The following is an 18,766-nucleotide window of genomic DNA, read 5'->3' on the forward strand; positions in this document are numbered from 1 at the left end:
TGGCGCCTCAAATCCCCTCTCCCGGTTGAATATGAAGGCCTAAACCTCCATCAATTCCGCTTCCTTGCGTTCAACCAAGGAGTCCACCTGCTCGACGTAGTTCTTGGTGACCTGGTCCAGCTCCTTTTCGCCTGCCTGCACCTCGTCCTCGCCAGCATCGCCGTCCTTCTGAATCTTCTTCAGAGTTTCCATGCCCTTACGACGGACATTGCGAATCGCGATCTTGGCGTCTTCGCCCTTCGAACGTGCGACCTTAACCATCTCACGACGACGCTCCTCGGTCAGCTGCGGGATAGTTACGCGCAGGACCTGGCCATCATTAGTCGGGTTCACACCCAGGTCGGAGTTGCGAATCGCGTTTTCGATGTCGCCCATGACGCTCAGCTCATACGGCTTAATCAGCAGCATGCGCGGCTCTGGAACCGAAATGGTAGCCATCTGGGTAATCGGAGTCGGAACACCGTAGTACTCCGCAATAACGCCGTTGAACATTGCCGGGTTCGCACGGCCAGTGCGAATGTGGGTCAGCTCCTCGCGGCAGTGTTCTACGGAGCTACCGTACTTTTCTTCACAGTCAAGCAGGACTTCATCAATCATTGTGTTTTTAACCTCGGGTTTCTACGCGGGTTCTAGATAGTTCTAGAGCGCTCTGTGGAAAGAACGTATTACGAACAAATTTATCAGCTGTGGACGAGAGTACCGATTTGCTCACCGGCTACCGCGCGCGCAATGTTTCCGTCGGTAAGCAGATTAAACACGAGAATCGGCATGTTGTTGTCCATGCACAGGGAGAAAGCGGTGGCATCCGCAACGCGCAGGTCGCGTTCCAGAACCTCACGGTGGGTGATGTCGTCGAACAGCTCTGCGTCCGGCACCTCACGTGGGTCGGCCGTGTAGACACCGTCAACGGCCTTGGCCATCAGCAGTACCTCGCAGCCGATCTCCAGGGCGCGCTGGGCGGCGGTGGTGTCGGTGGAGAAGTACGGCATACCCATACCTGCACCAAAGATGACCACGCGGCCCTTCTCCAGGTGGCGCTTAGCACGCAACGGCAGGTACGGCTCCGAGACCTGTGCCATGTTGATTGCAGTTTGAACGCGGCAGTCCACGCCCTCCTGCTCGAGGAAGTCCTGCAGAGCCAGGCAGTTCATGACCGTGCCCAGCATGCCCATGTAGTCAGAGCGTGCGCGGTCCATGCCGCGCTGCTGAAGCTGTGCGCCACGGAAGAAGTTACCTCCGCCAATGACGACACAGACCTCGACGCCCTTTCGGGAAACTTCCGCAATCTGTCGGGCAACGTTTTGCACCACGTCCGGGTCAACGCCAACCTTGCCGCCACCGAACATCTCACCACCGAGCTTGAGCATCACACGTTTGAAGCCATTGCGCTCGACAGATTCTGCCATGACCATGCACCTTTCTCACACCGTTTAAAAAGTCGCAGACGAGTCTACCCGGTCACGACAGCAAGGCACACTTGACGCTCCGCATTGTCTGCAACATGGCAGCAAAATGCCCCACCCGAAGCAATCGGATGGGGCATTCACACTAGCTAGCAGCTAGAGGTTAGAGCACAAATTACAGCGAATTAGTGCTGACCAACCTCGAAGCGGACGAAACCGGTCAGGGTAACGCCAGCCTCTTCCATGAGCTGCTTAACGGTCTTCTTGCTGTCAGCGACGGACGGCTGCTCCAGCAGAACAACGTCCTTGTAGAAGCCGTTCAGACGGCCCTCGACGATCTTGGCGATAGCCTGCTCCGGCTTGCCCTCTTCGCGAGTAATCTTCTCGTAGACAGCGCGCTCTGCCTCGACGCGGTCAGCCGGGACATCCTCGCGGGACAGGTACTGAGCCTTCAGAGCGGCAACCTGCATAGCTGCTGCGTGAGCAGTCTCTGCAGCGCCCTCTCCCTCACCGGTGTAAGCAACCAGAACACCGACAGCTGCCGGCAGGTCTGCTGCACGGCGGTGCAGGTAGACAGCGATGTTGTCGCCCTCGAGAGTAGCAGCGCGACGCAGCTCCAGCTTCTCACCGATCTTTGCGGAGAGCTCCTGGGTAGCCTCAGCTGCGGTCTGACCGTCGAGGTCAGCTGCTGCGAGCTCTTCCGGGGAGTTTGCCTTGACTGCTGCGGCAGCGTCGGCGACCTTGTTGGCGAAGTCGATGAACTCCTGGTTCTTGGCAACGAAGTCGGTCTCGGAGTTGACCTCGACCATGGTGTTACCAGAAACAGCAATCAGGCCCTCGGCAGCGGTGCGCTCTGCACGCTTGCCGACGTCCTTTGCGCCCTTAATGCGCAGGATCTCGACAGCCTTGTCGAAATCGCCGTCGGTCTCGACGAGTGCGTCCTTACAAGCCTTCATGCCGGAGCCGGTCAGCTCACGGAGCTTCTTGACGTCAGCAGCAGTGAAATTCGCCATGCTGGGCGTTCCTCCTTGTGGTGGTTAGAACTTGTGGTGGTTAGAAAGTTCAGCTTTACTCAGCGGATGCCGTCTCAGTTGCAGCGGAGCCCTCGGCGTCCATCTCTGCAGCCTGGTCGGTGTTCTCAGCGGCGGACTCGATCGGAGCGTCGCCTGCTGCTTCGCGAGCAGCGTTGGCCTCGCGCTCAGCGCGAGCCTTGCGGCCCTCTTCAACAGCGGTGGAGATGATGCGGGTCAGCACGGAAGCAGCGCGGATTGCGTCGTCGTTGCCCGGGATCGGGAAATCAACGTCATCCGGGTCGCAGTTGGTGTCCAGGATGGCAACAACCGGAATGCCCAGCTTCTTAGCCTCGGAGACAGCGATGTGCTCCTTGTTGGTGTCAACAATCCACAGTGCGGACGGAACCTTGGACATGTCGCGAATACCGCCCAGGGTGCGCTCCAGCTTGGTGCGCTCACGGGTCAGCATCAGGATTTCCTTCTTGCCGCGACCCTCGTAGCCGTTCTCAGCAGCGTCCATTGCCTGAAGCTCCTTCAGGCGAGCCAGGCGCTTGGAAACGGTGGCGAAGTTGGTCAGCATACCGCCGAGCCAGCGGTGGTTGACGTACGGCATGTCAACGCGCTCTGCCTCGTTCTGAACGGCTTCCTGAGCCTGCTTCTTGGTACCGACGAACAGGATGTTGCCACCGTGAGCGACAGTCTCCTTGACGAACTCGAAAGCCTCGTCGATGTAGGTCAGGGTCTGCTGCAGGTCGATGATGTAGATGCCATTGCGCTCGGTGAAGATGAAACGCTTCATCTTCGGGTTCCAACGACGGGTCTGGTGACCGAAGTGGACACCTGCATCGAGCAGTTCTCGCATGGATACAACAGCCATGTCATATTCAGGGAAGATCCTCACGTCCAGCCTGACTAGGGCTGCGGCTGCTTCCCTTCCTTTCTTATCCGATATAGGTGGTTACAGTTCACGCACAGGCTTTCCCTGTGCCCTAGCGCTCCCCCGCTGCCTCACACCCGACAGATATCCTGCCGAGCACCCGTGAACCAGCCGGAATGGGTCGCGCGCGTAGTCTTTGTGCTAATGCCCGCCCATTAAGGCAGACACCGCGAGCGTAATCTTATCTGATACATCGCGCAGGTCGCAATATCTGACACGCCCTGCTATCCACAGGACAAAAAGTCATCCACAGCTAGAACCGTTTGCAATGCACTGCCGCTTGTCGACGGGTGTAGCGTCCGCCACACTATCGCGCATGACAACCAAGCAGAGTTTCAGGCGCTCGCTAATGCGCACATTAGCGCTATTCGTGCTCGCTGTCGCGCTAACAACACCCCCAAGCCCACCTGCAGCTACCGGCGAGCCAATATCCGCTATTACGCATACTTTCCCTGTGCACGGCAAAGTTCTACGCTTCTACACCCCACCGGAAAAACGCTGGCAGCCTGGACATCGCGGAGTAGACCTGAACGCCTCCCCGGGCCAGCCAATCCGCGCCTCAGCTCCCGGTGTGGTGCATTTCGCCGGTTCGATCGCCGGAATGACTTCCGTGTCAATCATGCACGCCGATGGCATCCGCACAACCTATCAGCCCATAGATACCGCGTTAGAAAAGGGAGACCACGTGGCCGCTGGCCAGGTGATTGGTCATCTTGTGGTCAACGCCAAACATCCCGAACCGGGCCTGCATTGGGGCGCACTGCGCGGCAAAGACTATCTCAACCCACTGGATTTGATACAGCGGAGACCAATCGTGCTCAAGCCTGTACGCAATTAAACAACCCTGCGCAATTAAGCGCGCGGATGTGCCCGCTTATGTACTTCACGGAGACGATCCGCTGAGACGTGGGTATAAATCTGCGTGGTCGCCAGACTCGAATGACCGAGCATCTCCTGCACCACACGCAAGTCAGCGCCACCTTCCACCATGGCCGTGGCCGCAGAATGTCGGAGAGCATGCGGTGAAACATCAGCCCATTTATGAATAACTCGGCGCGCCTGACGAGGATTCAATCTACCTCCACGCACACCGAGAAAAAGCGCATGTTCGGCCTGTGCGGAAGCATGAAAGCTTCCACGCACCTGGAGCCAGCCTTTGAGTGCCGCCTCCGCTGGTGCACCGAAGGGCACGATGCGCTGCTTGTTCCCCTTACCCACTACCGAGATGATGTGGCGGGAAAAGTCCACATCTGAGACGTCGGCCTTGCACAGCTCTTCTACACGCATCCCGGTGGCATACAACAGTTCCACAATGGCCAAGTCGCGAGCCGCAACTGCGCTGTCCTCGGATGAGACTTTCTCGATTGCCTCCTCAACCCTCTCCGGCGAGAGCACTTCCGGAAGATGCTGATGTTTCTTCGGCGTTGACAGCCGCAGCGACGGATCAGCATCGAGAATTTGCCGAGCTACGAGCCAACTACAGAACTGGCGAATGGACGTCGTTAAGCGAGCCAGCGATGACCGCGCAGCACCCTCCGCATGCTTCGCGCCGAGGTGCGCACGGATGACAGGGGTGGAGAGTTCACTGATGTGGTCCAGGCCGGCGAGGAGGGGGATGAGATCGGCTCGATAGGCACGGACGGTTGCGTCAGAGAGTCTGCGGGAATAAGTCAGCTCATCGAGAAAATCCATGAGCACGGCCTCAATATTGGCGGATAACCCGAGATCCAGCTCAGTCCTGTCGTCGTTATTGGTTGCGCGCTTCACGGTTCTGACCTTAGTAGATGCACACCGCGAGACCTCACCAGACAGCGGAAAAAGGCAGTGACTCCGACTTTCGCCAGAGCCACTGCCCTATTGCCTCACCCATGTCACAAGCCCGTTTCCGTAACAGTTACTTAGGCTTGCCTTGCCTATATTACTGAGCGTACAGAGAATTGCAATACCTAATTCAAGATTTTTTCGAGATTCTCTGCAGAAGGCTTTATTAGCGCCTCACTAACGCTTCTGTTCCTGGCGCAACCACCCACCCTCCACCCGACTGGTCAGCCCCTGTCCCTGCAGCTCCAGCAACAAATGTGTCGTAAGCGCCACGGCCAATCCCGCCTGCGCTGCGACTTCTCCCACCGGCGTTGGCTCCGCAGAATTCAGAGAGTCGTAGACAGCGAGCTCGTTTCGAGAAAGCTTCTGCACCGCCGACTTTTCCCACAACAATTCAAGCTGAGCATCCTCGTTCACTGTGCCAACTGACCGATACAGCGACCGCACATTATCGGCACTACACACCAGGACAGCCTCGCCACTGCGGATTAGGTCATGACAGCCAGAGGTAGTTTGCAGCGTCACCGGTCCCGGCACTGCTCCCAAGGGCTTGTTTAGCCTCACTGCCCAGTGCGCTGTGTTGCGCGCCCCTGAACGCCAGCCCGCCTCGACGATTGTGGTTGCTCGCGATAGGGCCGCTACCAGACGATTCCTAGTCAAAAACCGATGCCGCGCAGGTCGCACCCCCAGTGGATACTCCGTAATCAGCGCACCCCGCTCTGCAATCCCGTCGAAGAGTTCTGCATGCGCCCGCGGATAGTCAACCCCTACACCACCGGCTCCGACCACAACCGTAGTGCCGCCAGCGTCGAGCGCAGCTCGATGCGCCGCGGCATCAATACCCAACGCACCACCACTGATGACACTAACCCCCGCATTCGCGAACTGCCCCGCGAATTGGGCCGCCACCTGTGTCCCGTAGCTGCTGGCCATCCGCGTTCCGACAATCGCCACCGCTTCACTGACCACGTCCCGCAAGTCACGGCCACGCACCCACAGCGCAAGTGGTGGTGCATCGGCGCGGTCACGGACTTCGAGCGTCGTAAAGCAGGACAGCAGCTCCCCCGGCCACTCTGGGTGCCCCGGATAAATAAGACGCCACCCCATCGCTGCCGCCAGCTCCAAATCGTGGCCGCTCTGGTCAACGTCGGCCCGTGCCTGCGTCGTATTGAGCAGACCTTCCGGCAGCCCGGCGCGAGCCTTGATCCTCTCTGCTACCTCTACCGGCCCAAACTCCGTCACGAGCCGCACAATCTGCGGATGCGTCGCCTCTATCACACGATTCAGGTAAGCCCACGCGTGAATTTCGTCCATTTCTCCCCCTTGATAGTGGTTCGGTTGTATTAGCCGCCCTCGCGGTCATGCAGCTGGCAGGCACGTTGCACGTGCTCGAAGGTAAACGCGTCTACTCCCCCGAGGTCTGCGAGCGTCCACGCCACTGCGATTACTTTGTCCACTCCCCGCTGGGTAATCTCTCCGTTCCTCAACTGGAAGTCCAATAACGCCATCGCTTCTTCGTCTAAGCCCGCGTGACGACGGAGAAGCGAGCGTGGCACACTCGCGTTGGTGACGGCTGCTTCGTCGGCAAGCCCCAGGGCCTGCCACCTATGTCGGGCACGGTCACGTGCGGCCTGTACCCGATCGCGAACGGCCGCGGAGGGCTCATTGTGTGCTTTGTTTTTAATTCCCAGCTTGGCCCCGGCAGGACTGAGCGTGACGTTGAGATCCATGCGATCGCGTAGCGGGCCCGATAATGCGCGACCATGCTTGGCTCGCTCGGTACTAGAACAGGTGCATTCGCTGGCATACGCCGCCCCACACCGACAGGGATTGGTCGCCATGACTAGTTGTGTTCTCGCCGGAAAGGTCACTCGATGGTGCGTACGCAGGTGGACGACCACCCCGTTTTCCATCGGCATCCGCAACGCATCCAATACCGCCGGGCGCATGAGGGTGATTTCGTCCAAGAACAGCACCCCATGGTGGGCAAGGCTAATCGCGCCGGGCTTGGGCACAGCACCGCCGCCGACTAACGCTGCCACAGTCGCGCTGTGATGTGGAGCCACAAACGGCGGATGTTGAATAAGAGTGTCCGCAGTATCGAGCGCTCCGGCCACCGAATGCAGCGCGGTGACCTCCAGCTGCTGCCACTTCTGCAATGGCGGCAGAATTGTGGGCAAGCGCTCAGCGAGCATGGACTTCCCAGTTCCCGGAGAACCCTGCATGAACAGATTGTGCCCACCTGCTGCGGCTACCTCGAGGGCGAAGCGGGCCTCAGGTTGGCCATCGACATCGGCCAGGTCTACCGAGAAGGCTTGTTCGCTGGGGTCGTCGTTAAGCGCGGTCGTCAAACCTGAGCCGGTGAGTACCCAGCCCCATAGCTGTGTGAGGTCGGCTGCGGTGCAGACTGCGATGCCGTCGACGAGCGCGGCCTCGGCGGCGTTGGCGGCGGGGACGACAACCCAACGGGCACCTGCCTCGCGGGCGGCAAGGACCTGCGGCAGCACTCCACGCACCGGGCGAATGGAACCGTCGAGCCCAAGTTCGCCAATGAGAACCGTGTGGCGGAGACGACCTCGGGCCTCCATGTCATCGCTGGTTGCGATAAGGATGGCGCAGACGATGGCGAGGTCAAAGCTAGTGCCGTGCTTGCGGATATGCGCCGGAGACAGACTCACCACGACTTTTGTCTTCGGCCAGGGCAACTGCGAGTTAGCAACCGCCGTGCGCACGCGATGTTTGGCTTCTCCGACGGCGGCATCGCCGAGCCCACCGATATACATTCCTGGCAAGCCACGCCCAACATCGGCTTCCACCTGCACAATAGTTCCTTCAATGCCGCTGAGGCTGACTGCAAGAGCTGTACCGACAGTCATCTAGCCGTCCCACATGATCGCGTCGCTGATTGCGGGAATGTACGTAACTGCAACGACTGGAGGACCGGACGAAGGGCTGGACACTGTGACTTCTGCGCAGTCGATAACTACGGACTCTAACCAGTAGGTAGAACTCTCTGACAGCCACTGTGCCGCCGCCTTGCGCAAATGACGAAGCTTGGCTGCTGTGATGGACTCTCTGCCGTCCCCAAACTGACTACTTCGCGAGCTGCGCCGCGTTTTTACCTCCACAAAATGCAGCCTGCCGTCAACATCTTCAGCAATAAGATCGAGCTCATAGCGCCCCACCCGCTCATTCCGAGCAATAATTTCCCACCCCTGATCCTCCAACATCTCGGCGACGAAATCCTCCCCAAACGCGCCGAGCTGTCTCGTGGTTAGTTCTTCAAAGCTCTGTGTCATCGCCCTGGTCCCCCTGGTTCCCCGTTGAATTGTGCCTTGGCGGTTTACTGCCTAGACTTTTGCCGCCTTGGCGGTTCGGAAACACTCTTGCACAGCGGGCATGACAAAGGCCCTCCGATAAATGCTCAGAGGGCCCTAACTGTGGATAATTTTTCGACTGTGGATAACTGTTAGCAGCTAGCCATAACATGCGATGACAGGCGACGATACGCGGCGATAAACTACGGCAGTCGCAAGTCCGGCTTATCCAGTTCCTCGATATTGACATCCTTGAAAGTGATAACGCGCACGTAGCGGACAAACCGAGCCGGGCGATGGACATCCCACACCCACGCATCCGACATCCGCAGCTCGAAATAGACCTCGTTCTCGCTGTTGTGCGGAATCAGCTCCACAGCATTAGCAAGGTAGAACCTGCGCTCCGTCTCAACAACGTACGAAAACTGACTAACGACATCGCGGAACTCCTTGTACAGGGATAGTTCAACGTCGGCCTCGTAGTTTTCTAGATCTTCTGCGCTCACGACCGCGACGGCTCCTTCGAGTGTTTACATGTTGCTCTTTTTGTACATGTTGGTCTATTCGGGGTGCTCAAGATACTCCGCGTGTGCCAAGCGCACATTGCGGTATGACCACCGATGCTCCGGGGTTGCGCCATGGCGTGAAATCGCTTCCATATGCGATGACGTGCCGTAGCCCTTATGCCCCGCCAGACCATAGTCCGGATACTTCTCCGATAGGTCAACCATAATGCGGTCGCGGGTGACTTTGGCTAAGACACTCGCAGCAGCAATACATCGGCAAGCGGAATCACCACCAATCACGGGCAAATAGGGTGCCGTGAAGCCAGACACTTTGAGTGCGTCGGTAAGCACATAGCCAGGACGCTGTCCCAACCCGGCTACCGCGCGGCGCATTCCAGTGACATTCGCGTCCTGAATGCCGAATTGGTCGATGTAGGACGCGGGAATCGTCGTCACGCAAAAAGAGGTAGCGAAGCGTTGGATGAGCGGAAAGAGCCGTTCGCGTGCGGCTGGCGTGAGCTTTTTAGAATCGGTGAGCTTATCCAGCTCTGCGATGGGGCGTTCGGGAAGGCAGCAGGCAGCGATAACTATCGGGCCTGCACAGGCGCCGCGGCCAGCCTCGTCGACCCCAGCTACAGGCCCAAGGCCGCGCTTTGCCAGTGCGACCTCCATCGTGCGCGACTGCTTCAACCTCCGCAGTTTCGGCGCCGGCGGCGTGAGCAGACGGTGCTGACTAGTTGTGCTGGATATCCGGATCATCGACGCCACCGATGCGGTTAAACGGCAGGATGATTGCCTGCACCTTGCCGACGACGTTATCCAGAGGCACAGTACCCTGCAGCTCGTCACCCATGTGATAGCGAGAGTCCGCAGAGTTGGTGCGGTTGTCACCCATGACCCACAGATGCCCCTCCGGCACTGTTACCGGCCCGAAGTACGGGCCACCACACTGCTCAGAGCCAAGATTATCCACCACTGGCTTGTCTGCCGGAGTTTTAATGAAATCCTGCTCTGTCATCTTGCCGTCAACCATGATGCCGGGATCTCCTGGGCGACACTGCACAGTCTGCCCACCCGTAGCAATCACACGCTTGACCAACGCATTTTCATCCGGCGCAACAAGGCCAATCCAGGAACCAACCGTCTGCAGCGAGTTCGCCACCGGGTTAGTTGAACGCTGTGACACGTAGTTACTATTCCAGGACTCCGGGCCATTAAAGACGACAACATCGCCGGGCTTGGGATCTGAGAACTGGTAGGAAACCTTATCCACCCAAATGCGGTCACCGGTGCACCCGACACATCCGTTGAGCGTCGGCTGCATCGACTCGGATGGGATCACGTAGACGCGGCCGATAAAGGACTGCACACCAGCACTGATGAGCAGGGCAATCACGATAATGATTGGAATCTCGATGTACCACGGAGTGTGCTTTTCAGGCTCCTCGTCAAGTTTCCGGAAGCCTTTCAAGCCTTCAGTACGGTCTTCTTTTTGGCCGTCAGTCTGTTCGCGCGAATCGTCGTCGGTCATGGGAAAAGACTATACGCGATAGAAAAATCCCCACCGAGCTCAACACTCGATGGGGATTATTTTGCGCCAAAAGACTAGCGGCGCTCCTTGATGCGTGCAGCCTTACCGCGCAGGTTGCGCAGGTAGTACAGCTTCGCACGGCGAACGTCGCCCTTGAAGACAACGCGAATCTCGTCGATGTTCGGGGAGTGCACCGGGAAGGTACGCTCAACAGCGATACCGAAGGATACCTTGCGGACGGTGAAGGTCTCGCGGACGCCGCCGCCCTGACGACGGATAACGACGCCCTTGAAGACCTGAATACGCTCGGTCTTACCCTCGACAATCTTTACGTCGACCTCGACGGTGTCACCAGCGCGGAACTCCGGAATGTCGTCGCGCAGGTATGCTGCATCAACCTTGTCAAGAATGTTCATGGAAACTTATTCCTTTACTTTTTGCATAGACAGAGGACCCTGGCGGCGCTTTCCCACAGAGGGACGCTCGGCCGGTTCATGCCCGAAACAGGTAAAGCTGCCTATAAAGACAACCTGGAAATTATTACACACCCCCTGGTCAGAAACCAAACTCTTCCATGTTCGGCGGGTCTTGCGGGTCTTGGGGAGCTTCCGAGTCTTGGGGGTCTTGCGGGTTGGGAGTATCGGTGTCTTCTCCCCTGCGCGCTTCCTCGACCAGCTTCCGTGATTGCTCTATCAGCTCCTGGCGATACTCGTTATATTCTGCCAGCGCCTGCGTCATCCGCAGTCCCCGTTTGTCGAAAGTGTAGCGCCCGTGCCCGGCAAGCGGCCCGTCTTCCAGGCTCACCGCCTTTTTGCCCGTGCTTGACGACGTCCACAGTTCCACCCCATCCCGATCACGTGCAACATTCCACAGACCAGCTGTTTTCATGTTGTGGTGCCGGCGGCAGAGGCAGTGGAGGTTCGGCGTTTCTGTTGCCCCGCCCTCCTCTGGGTGCTCTTTGTCGTACGGCTCAATATGGTCAATGTCGCAGAGCTCCGCGGGTACATCACACCCCGGAAAGCGACACGTTCCGTCCCGACCTTTAACGAAGGCTCTCTGACTTTCGGTTGGGGCGTAGCCCTCCGCGGTTTCGTCGGCAAGCATACGAATATGCGTGACCTTATCAATCCACGCCTGCGTAGCTAACTGCGAGATCCAGCCAACGCCGCCAAGCCAGGCGGTGCGGGGGCGCTCCTCTGTGGCAGGACAGTATAGGTTGAGTACGATTTTTGCCTCGGCGGTGCCGCGGATGAGGTGTGTCAAAGCTTCGACTCGAGTGCAGCCAGCTGAGCTAGAGATGGACTCGAGGGTGGTTTTGAATTCGAGAGCGCGGGTCTTTTCCAGCTCCATAAAAACTCCCGCGAAGTTGTCGCTCTCTTCAAAACCGATACTCTCTCCTACTATTTCGCGTTCTCCTGCAGGAAGCAGCGGATCGACATCACCCGGAAGGTTTTTGGGGCGAAGCTGAGGTTCAATTTCTTCGATAACCCGTTGCAGGAATTTATGTAGGCTGCGAACTCCCCGGAGTGCCTCGCCATGCTTTCGGGGAATGACAAAGCGGGCAATTTCTTCTTCAACAGCTGCACGCACCTCTGGGTCGTGGAGCGGCGCTGTCGCGCGAGCAATGGTGATCAAATGCGCAAAGGGCAAATGAGCTCGAGCTTTAATAAAGGCACCCAGCCGAGGCATGCGCGCTAACTGAATGCCGACCTCTACATACTCGAGCGCTTTACCGCGGGAAATACCCAACTCGGGCGCGATTTCAGCAATGTATGCATCCACATCAATCTCAAGCGACTTCGGCGTGCAACCGCAAGCTATACCCAGTTCCAAGCGGTTGCGTTGGATACCCGCCACCGCCAACTGGTTCGTGGATGACTCATGAAAAAACTGCGGCGCTTCAGGCAGCAGAGCCGCTTGGTAAACATCGGACGGTTGTTTGGCCGGACTATCTTTTTCAGACATTGTTCCCCCAAAGCCCCAACCCCGCTCAGTGTCGATAACCAGTGAATACCACTAGCCCAACGCCAAGAAGAGAAGCTCAAGCACTTTGTTCTTGATGACTCCATTCTAGCACACCCGTTCGATTATACAACCCCTTCAGTAAAACTTTTTCGCTTGTCTTTTCGAGTGCGTTATTCAATGTCACGAGGTGCATCTTCTGGCGAAACTCCGCGCACACTAAGACGGCACGCTACAACCGCTCACTACAACGTCACGCTGATACAGCACTCCAATAACGACCGCTGCCGACCGTTGCTACAAAGCCCCCCCCCCAACTGCTAGATTGTCTCCATGCAGCAGATTCCACACTTTGACCCCTGGATTGTTCGAGGAACAATCATCGCCCCGTGCGTTCTGGCCATTGCACAGCTTCTGTGGGTAATTGCCATTTCCGACCGACTACCGGAGCAGTTAGCAACGCATTGGAGTGGTAACGACACTCCCAACGGTTTTATGCCGCCAATTCAAAGCACATTGATTATGGCGATCATCGTCATCGCATGTGCGCAGATCGGTTGGCTCGGTGCAAAGACCAGCACGCCGCTTGTCGTGCGCAAGCCAATTGCAATAACCAACCTCGCCCTCTGCGGCTTCTTAATCGGCATTGAATTCGCGATTATCATCCCGCAGATCGGCACGACGGACCCTACGACCGCCCGAATCGGCTGGATCTATGCAATAGCCGGCGTCATCATCGGCCTAGTAGCTGCCCTGTTCGTGACGCGCCGCCTCAAGGACTACTCCTCGCTTACCGACGCCACGATCACCGAGCCGACATCGCCACAGTTGCCCCATCGAGAAGGAGACCCGACTCCCATCGACGTCAGTGTGACCATCTCTAAAGGCGTCAAGATCGCCCTCGCAGTCTGGTGCGTGGTGTCTGTAGCGCTCGCAGTGTTCCTGCCAAGCCTCGGCATTGTTTTTCTGCTGTGCACGCCGCTATTCCTCATCGCATATGAAACCGGCATGACACTAGACACGGACCCGAAGACAGATTCCATTACCGTTTTTAACGGCTGTGGACCGCTGAAGATGAAACACCCCATTGAGCTTCGAACCATCAAATATGCGAAGCCGGCCACTTATAACTGGGCCGACGGTGGCGGTATTGGGCTTCGACTTGGCAATGATGGCCGCATCACCGTGGCGGCACGGTCAGGCGAGGCAGTCAAGATTGAGACCTCGGGGTCCGATTACACCATCGTCGTACCGGATGGAATGGCTGCGGCTGTCGCGGGTGAGATCAACAGCCGCATCGACGCTATGCGCCAATAGGCTATGCGCTAACAGATCAAGCGCTAAAAGATCAAGCGCTAAAAGCCTGCCCTGCGCAGCGCGTCAGCCATGGAACCGCCGCCTCCACCACGGTTGGCTCCACCGCGCTTCTTATTCTGGGAACCACGCTTTCGGCCGCCTCCACGGCCTTCTCCGCGACCGCCGTCACGCTTTGGCTTGGTATCCGAGGCGTCGTCGTCAAGCCTGAGCGATAGACCGATGCGGTTGCGTTCGACGTCAACGTCGAGAACCTTCACCTTGACCACCTCGCCCGAGCGGACGACCTCGTGTGGGTCGGAGACGAAACCGCGGGCCATGTTGGAGACGTGGACGAGGCCGTCCTGGTGGACTCCGACATCGACGAAGGCACCGAAGGCCGCGACGTTGGTGACGGTGCCCTCGAGAATCATGCCGGGCTGAAGATCGGAGACCTTCTCCACGCCTTCCTTGAAGGTGGCGGTGACGAACTCGGGACGCGGATCGCGGCCGGGCTTGTCCAGCTCGGTTAAGATGTCCTGGACGGTGGGCAGGCCGATGCCGGCGGACTCGTCGACGAAGTCTGCAGCACGCACCTTGGACAAGACGCGGGAGTTGCCGATGAGCTCCTGGACACTAACGCCGGTCGACGCGGCGATGGCATCGACGACGCGGTAGGACTCCGGGTGCACGGCGGAGGCATCCAGCGGGTTGTTAGCGCCGTGGATGCGAAGGAAGCCGGCGCACTGCTCGAAGGCCTTCGGGCCAAGACGCGGAACCTTCAGCAGCTCCTTGCGGGAGGTGAAAGCGCCGTTTTCGTCTCGGTAAGCGACGATGTTGTCCGCAACAGTCGAGGACACGCCAGCAACGCGACCGAGCAGCGGCGCAGAGGCGGTGTTGACCTCCACGCCGACAGCGTTGACGGCATCCTCGACCACGGCATCGAGAGAGTGCTCGAGCTTGGTCTGGGAAACGTCGTGCTGGTACTGGCCGACACCGATGGACTTCGGATCGATTTTGACGAGCTCAGCAAGCGGGTCCTGCAGGCGGCGGGCAATCGATACGGCACCGCGGAGAGATACATCCATGTCCGGGAACTCGGCTGCTGCCAGGGACGATGCGGAGTAGACGGAAGCACCGGCCTCAGAAACCACCACAGGGGTCGGCTTTTTGCCGCCGGCCTGAGCGATGAGGTCAGCGATTTCGCGGGCCAGGGTTTCGGTCTCGCGGGAAGCGGTGCCGTTGCCGATGGCCATGAGCTCCACGCGGTGCGTGGCGCAGAGAGTGGCCAGTTGCTCCTTGGCGCCGGACCAGTCATTGCGCGGCTGGTGCGGGTAGACGATGGCAGTGTCGAGGACCTTGCCAGTGGAGTCGACAACGGCGCACTTCACACCATTGCGGTATCCCGGGTCCAGGCCGAGAGTGGCGCGCTGGCCAGCCGGTGCGGCCAGCAGCAGGTCACGCAGGTTACGGGCGAAGACATCCACGGCTTCGGCCTCGGCGCGCTCCTTCAGTCGAGTGCGGGCATCGAGGGCAGCGGACACCTCCAACTTGGTGCGCCAACCGAAACGAACGGCCTGGTCAATCCACTTGGAGGTACCGCCGTCGGGAAGCTCAAAGGCCTCACGGATCATGTGCTCGTAGGTCTCATCCTCACCCGCATCGATGTTGAGCGTCAGGATGCCCTCGGCCTCACCGCGCAGCACGGCCAACACGCGGTGGCTAGGCATGGTGTCCAGAGGTTCGTTGTGCTCGAAGTAGTCACGGTACTTCGCACCCGCAGTCTCCTTGCCCTCCACCACGGCAGCGGCGGCGGAACCGGAGGACCACACCTGCTCACGGACAGAGCCAACCAAATCAGCATCGGTAGCGAAGCGATCGACCAAGATGGCACGGGCACCGGCCAGAGCGTCCTTCGCATCCTTACCAGCTGCCTCGCCGTACTTAGTGGCCAGAGTCTCGGGGTCCGCGGCTGGGTCGGCCAGCAGCTCCTCCACCAGCGGTTCGTACCCGGCCTCACGCGCAATATCGGCCTTGGTCTTGCGCTTCTTCTTGTACGGCAGGTAGAGATCCTCCAACCGCGCCTTAGTGTCGCAGGCGAGGATGGCGGCCTTCAGGTCGTCGTTAAGCTTTCCCTGCTCTTCGATAGCGGCGAGAATCGTTTGCTTGCGATCTTCTAGTTCGCGCAGGTAGACGACGCGTTCCTCGATGAAACGCAGCTGTGTGTCATCGAGTCCGCCGGTTACTTCCTTGCGATAGCGGGCGATGAAAGGCACGGTGTTGCCTTCGTCGAGAAGCTTGATAGCGGCGGCGACGGCACTTTCGGCAACGTCCGCACCAGTGGCGGCGAGTTCTCGGGCAATTACTGATGAAATCACCCGGGCAACTTTACTATCGTGGAAGTACCAATTGGCGAACGCCCCACAGAAGGCTCGCAGTAATCACCGGAAAAGGAGCCCCATGAAGCAGAAACTCTGTGCCGAATACCTGCGCATCTCCGACGAGGAGGCAGCGCGGTTAGTTGAGGTCGCAGCACCTGCGGCGACCAGCGACGGCGGCACGGCGGGGCTTGTTACCGACGGCGCGGAGAAGATTATCCTGCAGCACTTCGTCGACGTTCCGGACGAAGATGCCCTGGACATCGACACGGACTGGGAGTCCCTGCTGCGCACGTTGACCGGCAATCCCATCGACGGCCAGGCACTCGGCGACCCGCTGGCGGAGGCCATCCTCGGTGCCGACCGCGTCTGCCGCAAGCCGCTGTCCGCAGTCATCCGCGCCGATCGCGTCGGCGACGTGCACCAGACGCTGGCAAGCATCGATCTTGCCGCCCGCATCACGGACAATGGTTCGCTTATCGACGAAGCCACTGCGACACAGCGGTACCGCGAACTCGTGGCCTTCTACGAGGAGACTAAGGCAGCGCGTAGCGCCGTGCTCGTGGCCATCTCCTAAGAACTAGCAGCGCAACTGCTAAGCCGATAACTCCGGCGATGAGGCCGCCGATAACATCGGTGAGCCAGTGCGCCCCGACCCACACGCGCGACAGTGCCACAGCGCCGATAAGCGCGATGATGGCCAGGTCGAGCAGCTTGCGGGCTGTGCGGCGCAATACGGGGATGGCAAGCTGCATCGCGGCCATGCCACTGGAGGTAACCGCTGCCACATGTGCAGAAGGAAACGCCGCATCGTGCAGGTTGACCAGTGAGAACTCCTCTCCCGGTCGGTCGCGGTCCAAAAACCACTTCATGGCATAAGTCACCGCAATTGACGAACCGAATGACGCCGGCAATAGCAACGCCCACGCACGGAAGCGGAACCACAGGAGTGCCGCAGCAACAAGCGTGACCGGCGCGACGTAAATCGGCCGGATAATCTCGCTCAAAGCCAGCATCACACTATCGACGCGGCCATCCCGCGCCCCATGCAGGTCACTGACCCAACCCGCAAACGACTGATCCATACTCCCCGCCAGCTGCGTCTGAGTGAACCACGCCAGCGCCCCAAGGACAGCTAGCCAACCAATGACGTGCCGAGGTCGCGCAATTCGAACACGTGCCACTAGCAGTTCTCCTCGGTTACTTCCCCAATGACTCCCTGGATTATTTCCCGGTCACGGGCGCTGAGGTCGACGTCGGCAAGCAAATCGGGACGACGTTCGGCCGTGCGGATGAGCGATTGGTCGCGCCGCCAACGGTCCACCAGCGCGTGATTGCCGCTGAGGAGAACGTCCGGCACTGTCAGTCCACGCCACTCGCGCGGCTTGGTGTAGGACGGCCCTTCGAGCAGACCGTCAGAGAAAGAGTCCTCCTCGTGGCTTTTGCGATTGCCCAACACACCCGGGATCAACCGCACGACGGACTCCGCAATCACCAGCACCGCCACTTCCCCGCCGATCAGCACATAGTCCCCAATAGAGACCTCACGCACGCGGTAACGATTAGCGGCATCATCAATAACTCGCTGGTCGATGCCCTCGTAGCGCCCGCACGCGAACACAATGTGCTCCTCGTGTGAGAACTCCTGCGCCATCTGCTGCGTAAACGGCTCGCCCGCCGGGGTCGGGACGATCAGCAGGGGCTTCGCTGAATCTTCTTCGCTTAACGACGGCACTTCCGCTGCAGCATAGGAAGATTCCTCGACCAAGCCCAGTTTCTGATCATGGCGGACATTGTCCAAATGTGGCACCGCGGACGTGAGCGACTGCTCCGCTTTCAGCGTCGCCACCTCGTCGAGGGCGGGGCCCCAGACATCCGGCTTCATAACCATGCCGGGGCCACCGCCGTAGGGCGAGTCATCCACGGCTTGATGTACACCTGGCGCCCAGTCGCGCAGGTTGTGCACTCCGACACTCAAAATGCCCTGCTCAATTGCCTTGCCCAGCAGCGCATGACGCAGTGGCTCGAGGTACTCCGGGAAGATTGTGACTACATCGAGACGTAAGCTCACAGCTCCAACAGTCCTTCCGGCGGGGTGATGGTGACAGTAGAATTCTCAAGGTCAACTTCCGGAACGATGTCCTCTACCAGAGGGATGAGTACCTCCCGGGCCCCGTCGTCAAGCGTGACTTCAAGGAGACGATGAGCGGGCGCGCGGACGATAGAAGTGACCTCGCCTATATCGGTGCCGTTATGGACTACGCGCAGGCCTTCAAGTTCAAAGTCATAAAAGTCCTCGTCTTCGAAGACGGGCTCGGCATAAAACTTCATACCCCGATGACGCTCGGCCTCATTGCGGCCCGGAATCTCCTCGAAGCGAATCAGCAAACGCCCCTGGTGCGGGCGTGCCGTTTTCACAGTCAGCTGTTCCTCACGGCCGGCCTGTACACCCAACAGCGTGGCCCCGACTGCGAAACGCCCTTCCGGGTCATCCGTTGTCGCATCGACGACGACTTCCCCGCGCACACCGTGGGGCTTGATCACTCGGCCAATAAGCACCATGTCAGCTACCGACACGCGCACACTCCCTCTCTTATAAAGGCTC

At 59.1% G+C, this 18,766-nt stretch carries 20 protein-coding genes; 3 read left to right on the forward strand and 17 right to left on the reverse strand.

The features are described 5' to 3' along the window. Nucleotides 1–39 precede the first annotated feature (39 nt). From frr to rpsB, 4 genes are all read right to left on the reverse strand, one after another. Nucleotides 40–597, reverse strand: a complete 558-nt coding sequence (gene frr / locus HMPREF3135_RS10510) for a ribosome recycling factor (protein ID WP_038628675.1) — start codon at nucleotides 595–597, stop codon at nucleotides 40–42. Nucleotides 598–680: 83 nt separating this feature from the next. Beyond that, nucleotides 681–1,406, reverse strand: a complete 726-nt coding sequence (pyrH, locus tag HMPREF3135_RS10515; RefSeq protein ID WP_070429358.1) for a UMP kinase — start codon at nucleotides 1,404–1,406, stop codon at nucleotides 681–683. 182 nt (nucleotides 1,407–1,588) lie between these two features. Then, nucleotides 1,589–2,416 carry a translation elongation factor Ts gene (tsf, locus tag HMPREF3135_RS10520; RefSeq protein ID WP_048735543.1) on the reverse strand — a complete coding sequence of 276 codons (828 nt, stop codon included), beginning with the start codon at nucleotides 2,414–2,416 and terminating at the stop codon, nucleotides 1,589–1,591. A gap of 55 nt (nucleotides 2,417–2,471) precedes the next feature. After that, nucleotides 2,472–3,293 (reverse strand): 30S ribosomal protein S2, encoded by an 822-nt coding sequence (rpsB, locus tag HMPREF3135_RS10525; RefSeq protein WP_038628671.1) that lies wholly within the window; start codon nucleotides 3,291–3,293, stop codon nucleotides 2,472–2,474. A gap of 376 nt (nucleotides 3,294–3,669) precedes the next feature. Between rpsB and HMPREF3135_RS10530 the strand changes: the two genes are divergently transcribed. Further along, nucleotides 3,670–4,191 (forward strand): murein hydrolase activator EnvC family protein, encoded by a 522-nt coding sequence (locus HMPREF3135_RS10530; protein WP_070429359.1) that lies wholly within the window; start codon nucleotides 3,670–3,672, stop codon nucleotides 4,189–4,191. A gap of 14 nt (nucleotides 4,192–4,205) precedes the next feature. Here the strand turns inward: HMPREF3135_RS10530 and HMPREF3135_RS10535 are convergent, their stop codons facing one another. The 9 genes from HMPREF3135_RS10535 to HMPREF3135_RS10575 all read right to left on the reverse strand — a co-directional run bounded on the left by HMPREF3135_RS10535 (nucleotide 4,206) and on the right by HMPREF3135_RS10575 (nucleotide 12,493). Further along, nucleotides 4,206–5,045, reverse strand: coding sequence for a tyrosine recombinase XerC (locus HMPREF3135_RS10535; RefSeq protein WP_176719093.1), 840 nt, complete (start codon nucleotides 5,043–5,045; stop codon nucleotides 4,206–4,208). 306 nt (nucleotides 5,046–5,351) lie between these two features. Continuing rightward, nucleotides 5,352–6,488 (reverse strand): DNA-processing protein DprA, encoded by a 1,137-nt coding sequence (gene dprA, locus HMPREF3135_RS10540; RefSeq protein ID WP_049189671.1) that lies wholly within the window; start codon nucleotides 6,486–6,488, stop codon nucleotides 5,352–5,354. A gap of 29 nt (nucleotides 6,489–6,517) precedes the next feature. Next, nucleotides 6,518–8,050, reverse strand: a complete 1,533-nt coding sequence (locus tag HMPREF3135_RS10545; RefSeq protein ID WP_049194022.1) for a YifB family Mg chelatase-like AAA ATPase — start codon at nucleotides 8,048–8,050, stop codon at nucleotides 6,518–6,520. Continuing rightward, nucleotides 8,051–8,473 (reverse strand): YraN family protein, encoded by a 423-nt coding sequence (locus HMPREF3135_RS10550; protein ID WP_070439609.1) that lies wholly within the window; start codon nucleotides 8,471–8,473, stop codon nucleotides 8,051–8,053. It lies immediately after the preceding gene. A gap of 221 nt (nucleotides 8,474–8,694) precedes the next feature. After that, on the reverse strand, nucleotides 8,695–8,997 hold the full coding sequence (locus tag HMPREF3135_RS10555) for a DUF2469 domain-containing protein (protein ID WP_005509529.1): 303 nt from the start codon (nucleotides 8,995–8,997) through the stop codon (nucleotides 8,695–8,697). Nucleotides 8,998–9,051: 54 nt separating this feature from the next. Beyond that, the gene (locus HMPREF3135_RS10560) at nucleotides 9,052–9,696 is read right to left on the reverse strand and encodes a ribonuclease HII (RefSeq protein ID WP_083280658.1); all 645 of its coding nucleotides are present in this window, start codon (nucleotides 9,694–9,696) and stop codon (nucleotides 9,052–9,054) included. Between the two features lie 34 nt (nucleotides 9,697–9,730). Further along, on the reverse strand, nucleotides 9,731–10,528 hold the full coding sequence (gene lepB, locus HMPREF3135_RS10565; RefSeq protein WP_070439613.1) for a signal peptidase I: 798 nt from the start codon (nucleotides 10,526–10,528) through the stop codon (nucleotides 9,731–9,733). Nucleotides 10,529–10,602: 74 nt separating this feature from the next. After that, entirely contained in the window at nucleotides 10,603–10,944 is a 342-nt protein-coding gene (rplS, locus tag HMPREF3135_RS10570; RefSeq protein ID WP_048761860.1) for a 50S ribosomal protein L19, read from the reverse strand. Nucleotides 10,945–11,083: 139 nt separating this feature from the next. Further along, the gene (locus tag HMPREF3135_RS10575; RefSeq protein ID WP_070439616.1) at nucleotides 11,084–12,493 is read right to left on the reverse strand and encodes an HNH endonuclease signature motif containing protein; all 1,410 of its coding nucleotides are present in this window, start codon (nucleotides 12,491–12,493) and stop codon (nucleotides 11,084–11,086) included. Between the two features lie 330 nt (nucleotides 12,494–12,823). Here HMPREF3135_RS10575 and HMPREF3135_RS10580 point away from each other — a divergent pair, with 330 nt between their 5' ends. Then, entirely contained in the window at nucleotides 12,824–13,807 is a 984-nt protein-coding gene (locus tag HMPREF3135_RS10580) for a DUF1648 domain-containing protein (protein WP_070439618.1), read from the forward strand. A gap of 38 nt (nucleotides 13,808–13,845) precedes the next feature. Here HMPREF3135_RS10580 and HMPREF3135_RS10585 read toward each other — a convergent pair whose 3' ends face one another. Next, on the reverse strand, nucleotides 13,846–16,161 hold the full coding sequence (locus HMPREF3135_RS10585) for a Tex family protein (protein ID WP_070439620.1): 2,316 nt from the start codon (nucleotides 16,159–16,161) through the stop codon (nucleotides 13,846–13,848). Between the two features lie 82 nt (nucleotides 16,162–16,243). On the opposite strand from HMPREF3135_RS10585, the gene HMPREF3135_RS10590 reads away from it, so the two are divergent. Further along, complete coding sequence (locus HMPREF3135_RS10590) at nucleotides 16,244–16,738, forward strand: DUF1877 family protein (protein ID WP_049171521.1); 495 nt, start codon at nucleotides 16,244–16,246, stop codon at nucleotides 16,736–16,738. Here the strand turns inward: HMPREF3135_RS10590 and HMPREF3135_RS10595 are convergent. From HMPREF3135_RS10595 to rimM, 3 genes are read right to left on the reverse strand one after another with little or no spacing between them, the layout of a single operon-like run. Further along, a complete protein-coding gene (locus tag HMPREF3135_RS10595; RefSeq protein ID WP_070439622.1) occupies nucleotides 16,698–17,345 on the reverse strand; it encodes a phosphatase PAP2 family protein in 648 nt (215 codons plus the stop codon). The two genes, HMPREF3135_RS10590 and HMPREF3135_RS10595, sit on opposite strands and share 41 nt — an antisense overlap. Next, a complete protein-coding gene (gene trmD, locus HMPREF3135_RS10600) occupies nucleotides 17,345–18,232 on the reverse strand; it encodes a tRNA (guanosine(37)-N1)-methyltransferase TrmD (RefSeq protein ID WP_049171525.1) in 888 nt (295 codons plus the stop codon). Before trmD ends, HMPREF3135_RS10595 begins: the two co-directional genes overlap by 1 nt. Then, on the reverse strand, nucleotides 18,229–18,723 hold the full coding sequence (gene rimM / locus HMPREF3135_RS10605; RefSeq protein ID WP_049171609.1) for a ribosome maturation factor RimM: 495 nt from the start codon (nucleotides 18,721–18,723) through the stop codon (nucleotides 18,229–18,231). Before rimM ends, trmD begins: the two co-directional genes overlap by 4 nt. Nucleotides 18,724–18,766 lie beyond the last annotated feature (43 nt).

Source organism: Corynebacterium sp. HMSC14H10 (genome assembly GCF_001807105.1).
Lineage (GTDB): Bacteria > Actinomycetota > Actinomycetes > Mycobacteriales > Mycobacteriaceae > Corynebacterium > Corynebacterium jeikeium_D.

What these genes read in the sequence shown, in the direction of transcription:
- frr (WP_038628675.1), bottom strand. Translation starts at nt 597, where the DNA reads ATGATTGATGAAGTCCTGCTTGACTGTGAAGAAAAGTACGGTAGCTCC.
- rplS (WP_048761860.1), bottom strand. Translation starts at nt 10,944, where the DNA reads ATGAACATTCTTGACAAGGTTGATGCAGCATACCTGCGCGACGACATT.
- rpsB (WP_038628671.1), bottom strand. Translation starts at nt 3,293, where the DNA reads ATGGCTGTTGTATCCATGCGAGAACTGCTCGATGCAGGTGTCCACTTC.
- pyrH (WP_070429358.1), bottom strand. Translation starts at nt 1,406, where the DNA reads ATGGCAGAATCTGTCGAGCGCAATGGCTTCAAACGTGTGATGCTCAAG.
- rimM (WP_049171609.1), bottom strand. Translation starts at nt 18,723, where the DNA reads ATGGTGCTTATTGGCCGAGTGATCAAGCCCCACGGTGTGCGCGGGGAA.
- HMPREF3135_RS10575 (WP_070439616.1), bottom strand. Translation starts at nt 12,493, where the DNA reads ATGTCTGAAAAAGATAGTCCGGCCAAACAACCGTCCGATGTTTACCAA.
- HMPREF3135_RS10530 (WP_070429359.1), top strand. Translation starts at nt 3,670, where the DNA reads ATGACAACCAAGCAGAGTTTCAGGCGCTCGCTAATGCGCACATTAGCG.
- tsf (WP_048735543.1), bottom strand. Translation starts at nt 2,416, where the DNA reads ATGGCGAATTTCACTGCTGCTGACGTCAAGAAGCTCCGTGAGCTGACC.
- HMPREF3135_RS10550 (WP_070439609.1), bottom strand. Translation starts at nt 8,473, where the DNA reads ATGACACAGAGCTTTGAAGAACTAACCACGAGACAGCTCGGCGCGTTT.
- lepB (WP_070439613.1), bottom strand. Translation starts at nt 10,528, where the DNA reads ATGACCGACGACGATTCGCGCGAACAGACTGACGGCCAAAAAGAAGAC.
- HMPREF3135_RS10590 (WP_049171521.1), top strand. Translation starts at nt 16,244, where the DNA reads ATGAAGCAGAAACTCTGTGCCGAATACCTGCGCATCTCCGACGAGGAG.
- HMPREF3135_RS10580 (WP_070439618.1), top strand. Translation starts at nt 12,824, where the DNA reads ATGCAGCAGATTCCACACTTTGACCCCTGGATTGTTCGAGGAACAATC.
- dprA (WP_049189671.1), bottom strand. Translation starts at nt 6,488, where the DNA reads ATGGACGAAATTCACGCGTGGGCTTACCTGAATCGTGTGATAGAGGCG.
- HMPREF3135_RS10545 (WP_049194022.1), bottom strand. Translation starts at nt 8,050, where the DNA reads ATGACTGTCGGTACAGCTCTTGCAGTCAGCCTCAGCGGCATTGAAGGA.
- HMPREF3135_RS10535 (WP_176719093.1), bottom strand. Translation starts at nt 5,045, where the DNA reads ATGGATTTTCTCGATGAGCTGACTTATTCCCGCAGACTCTCTGACGCA.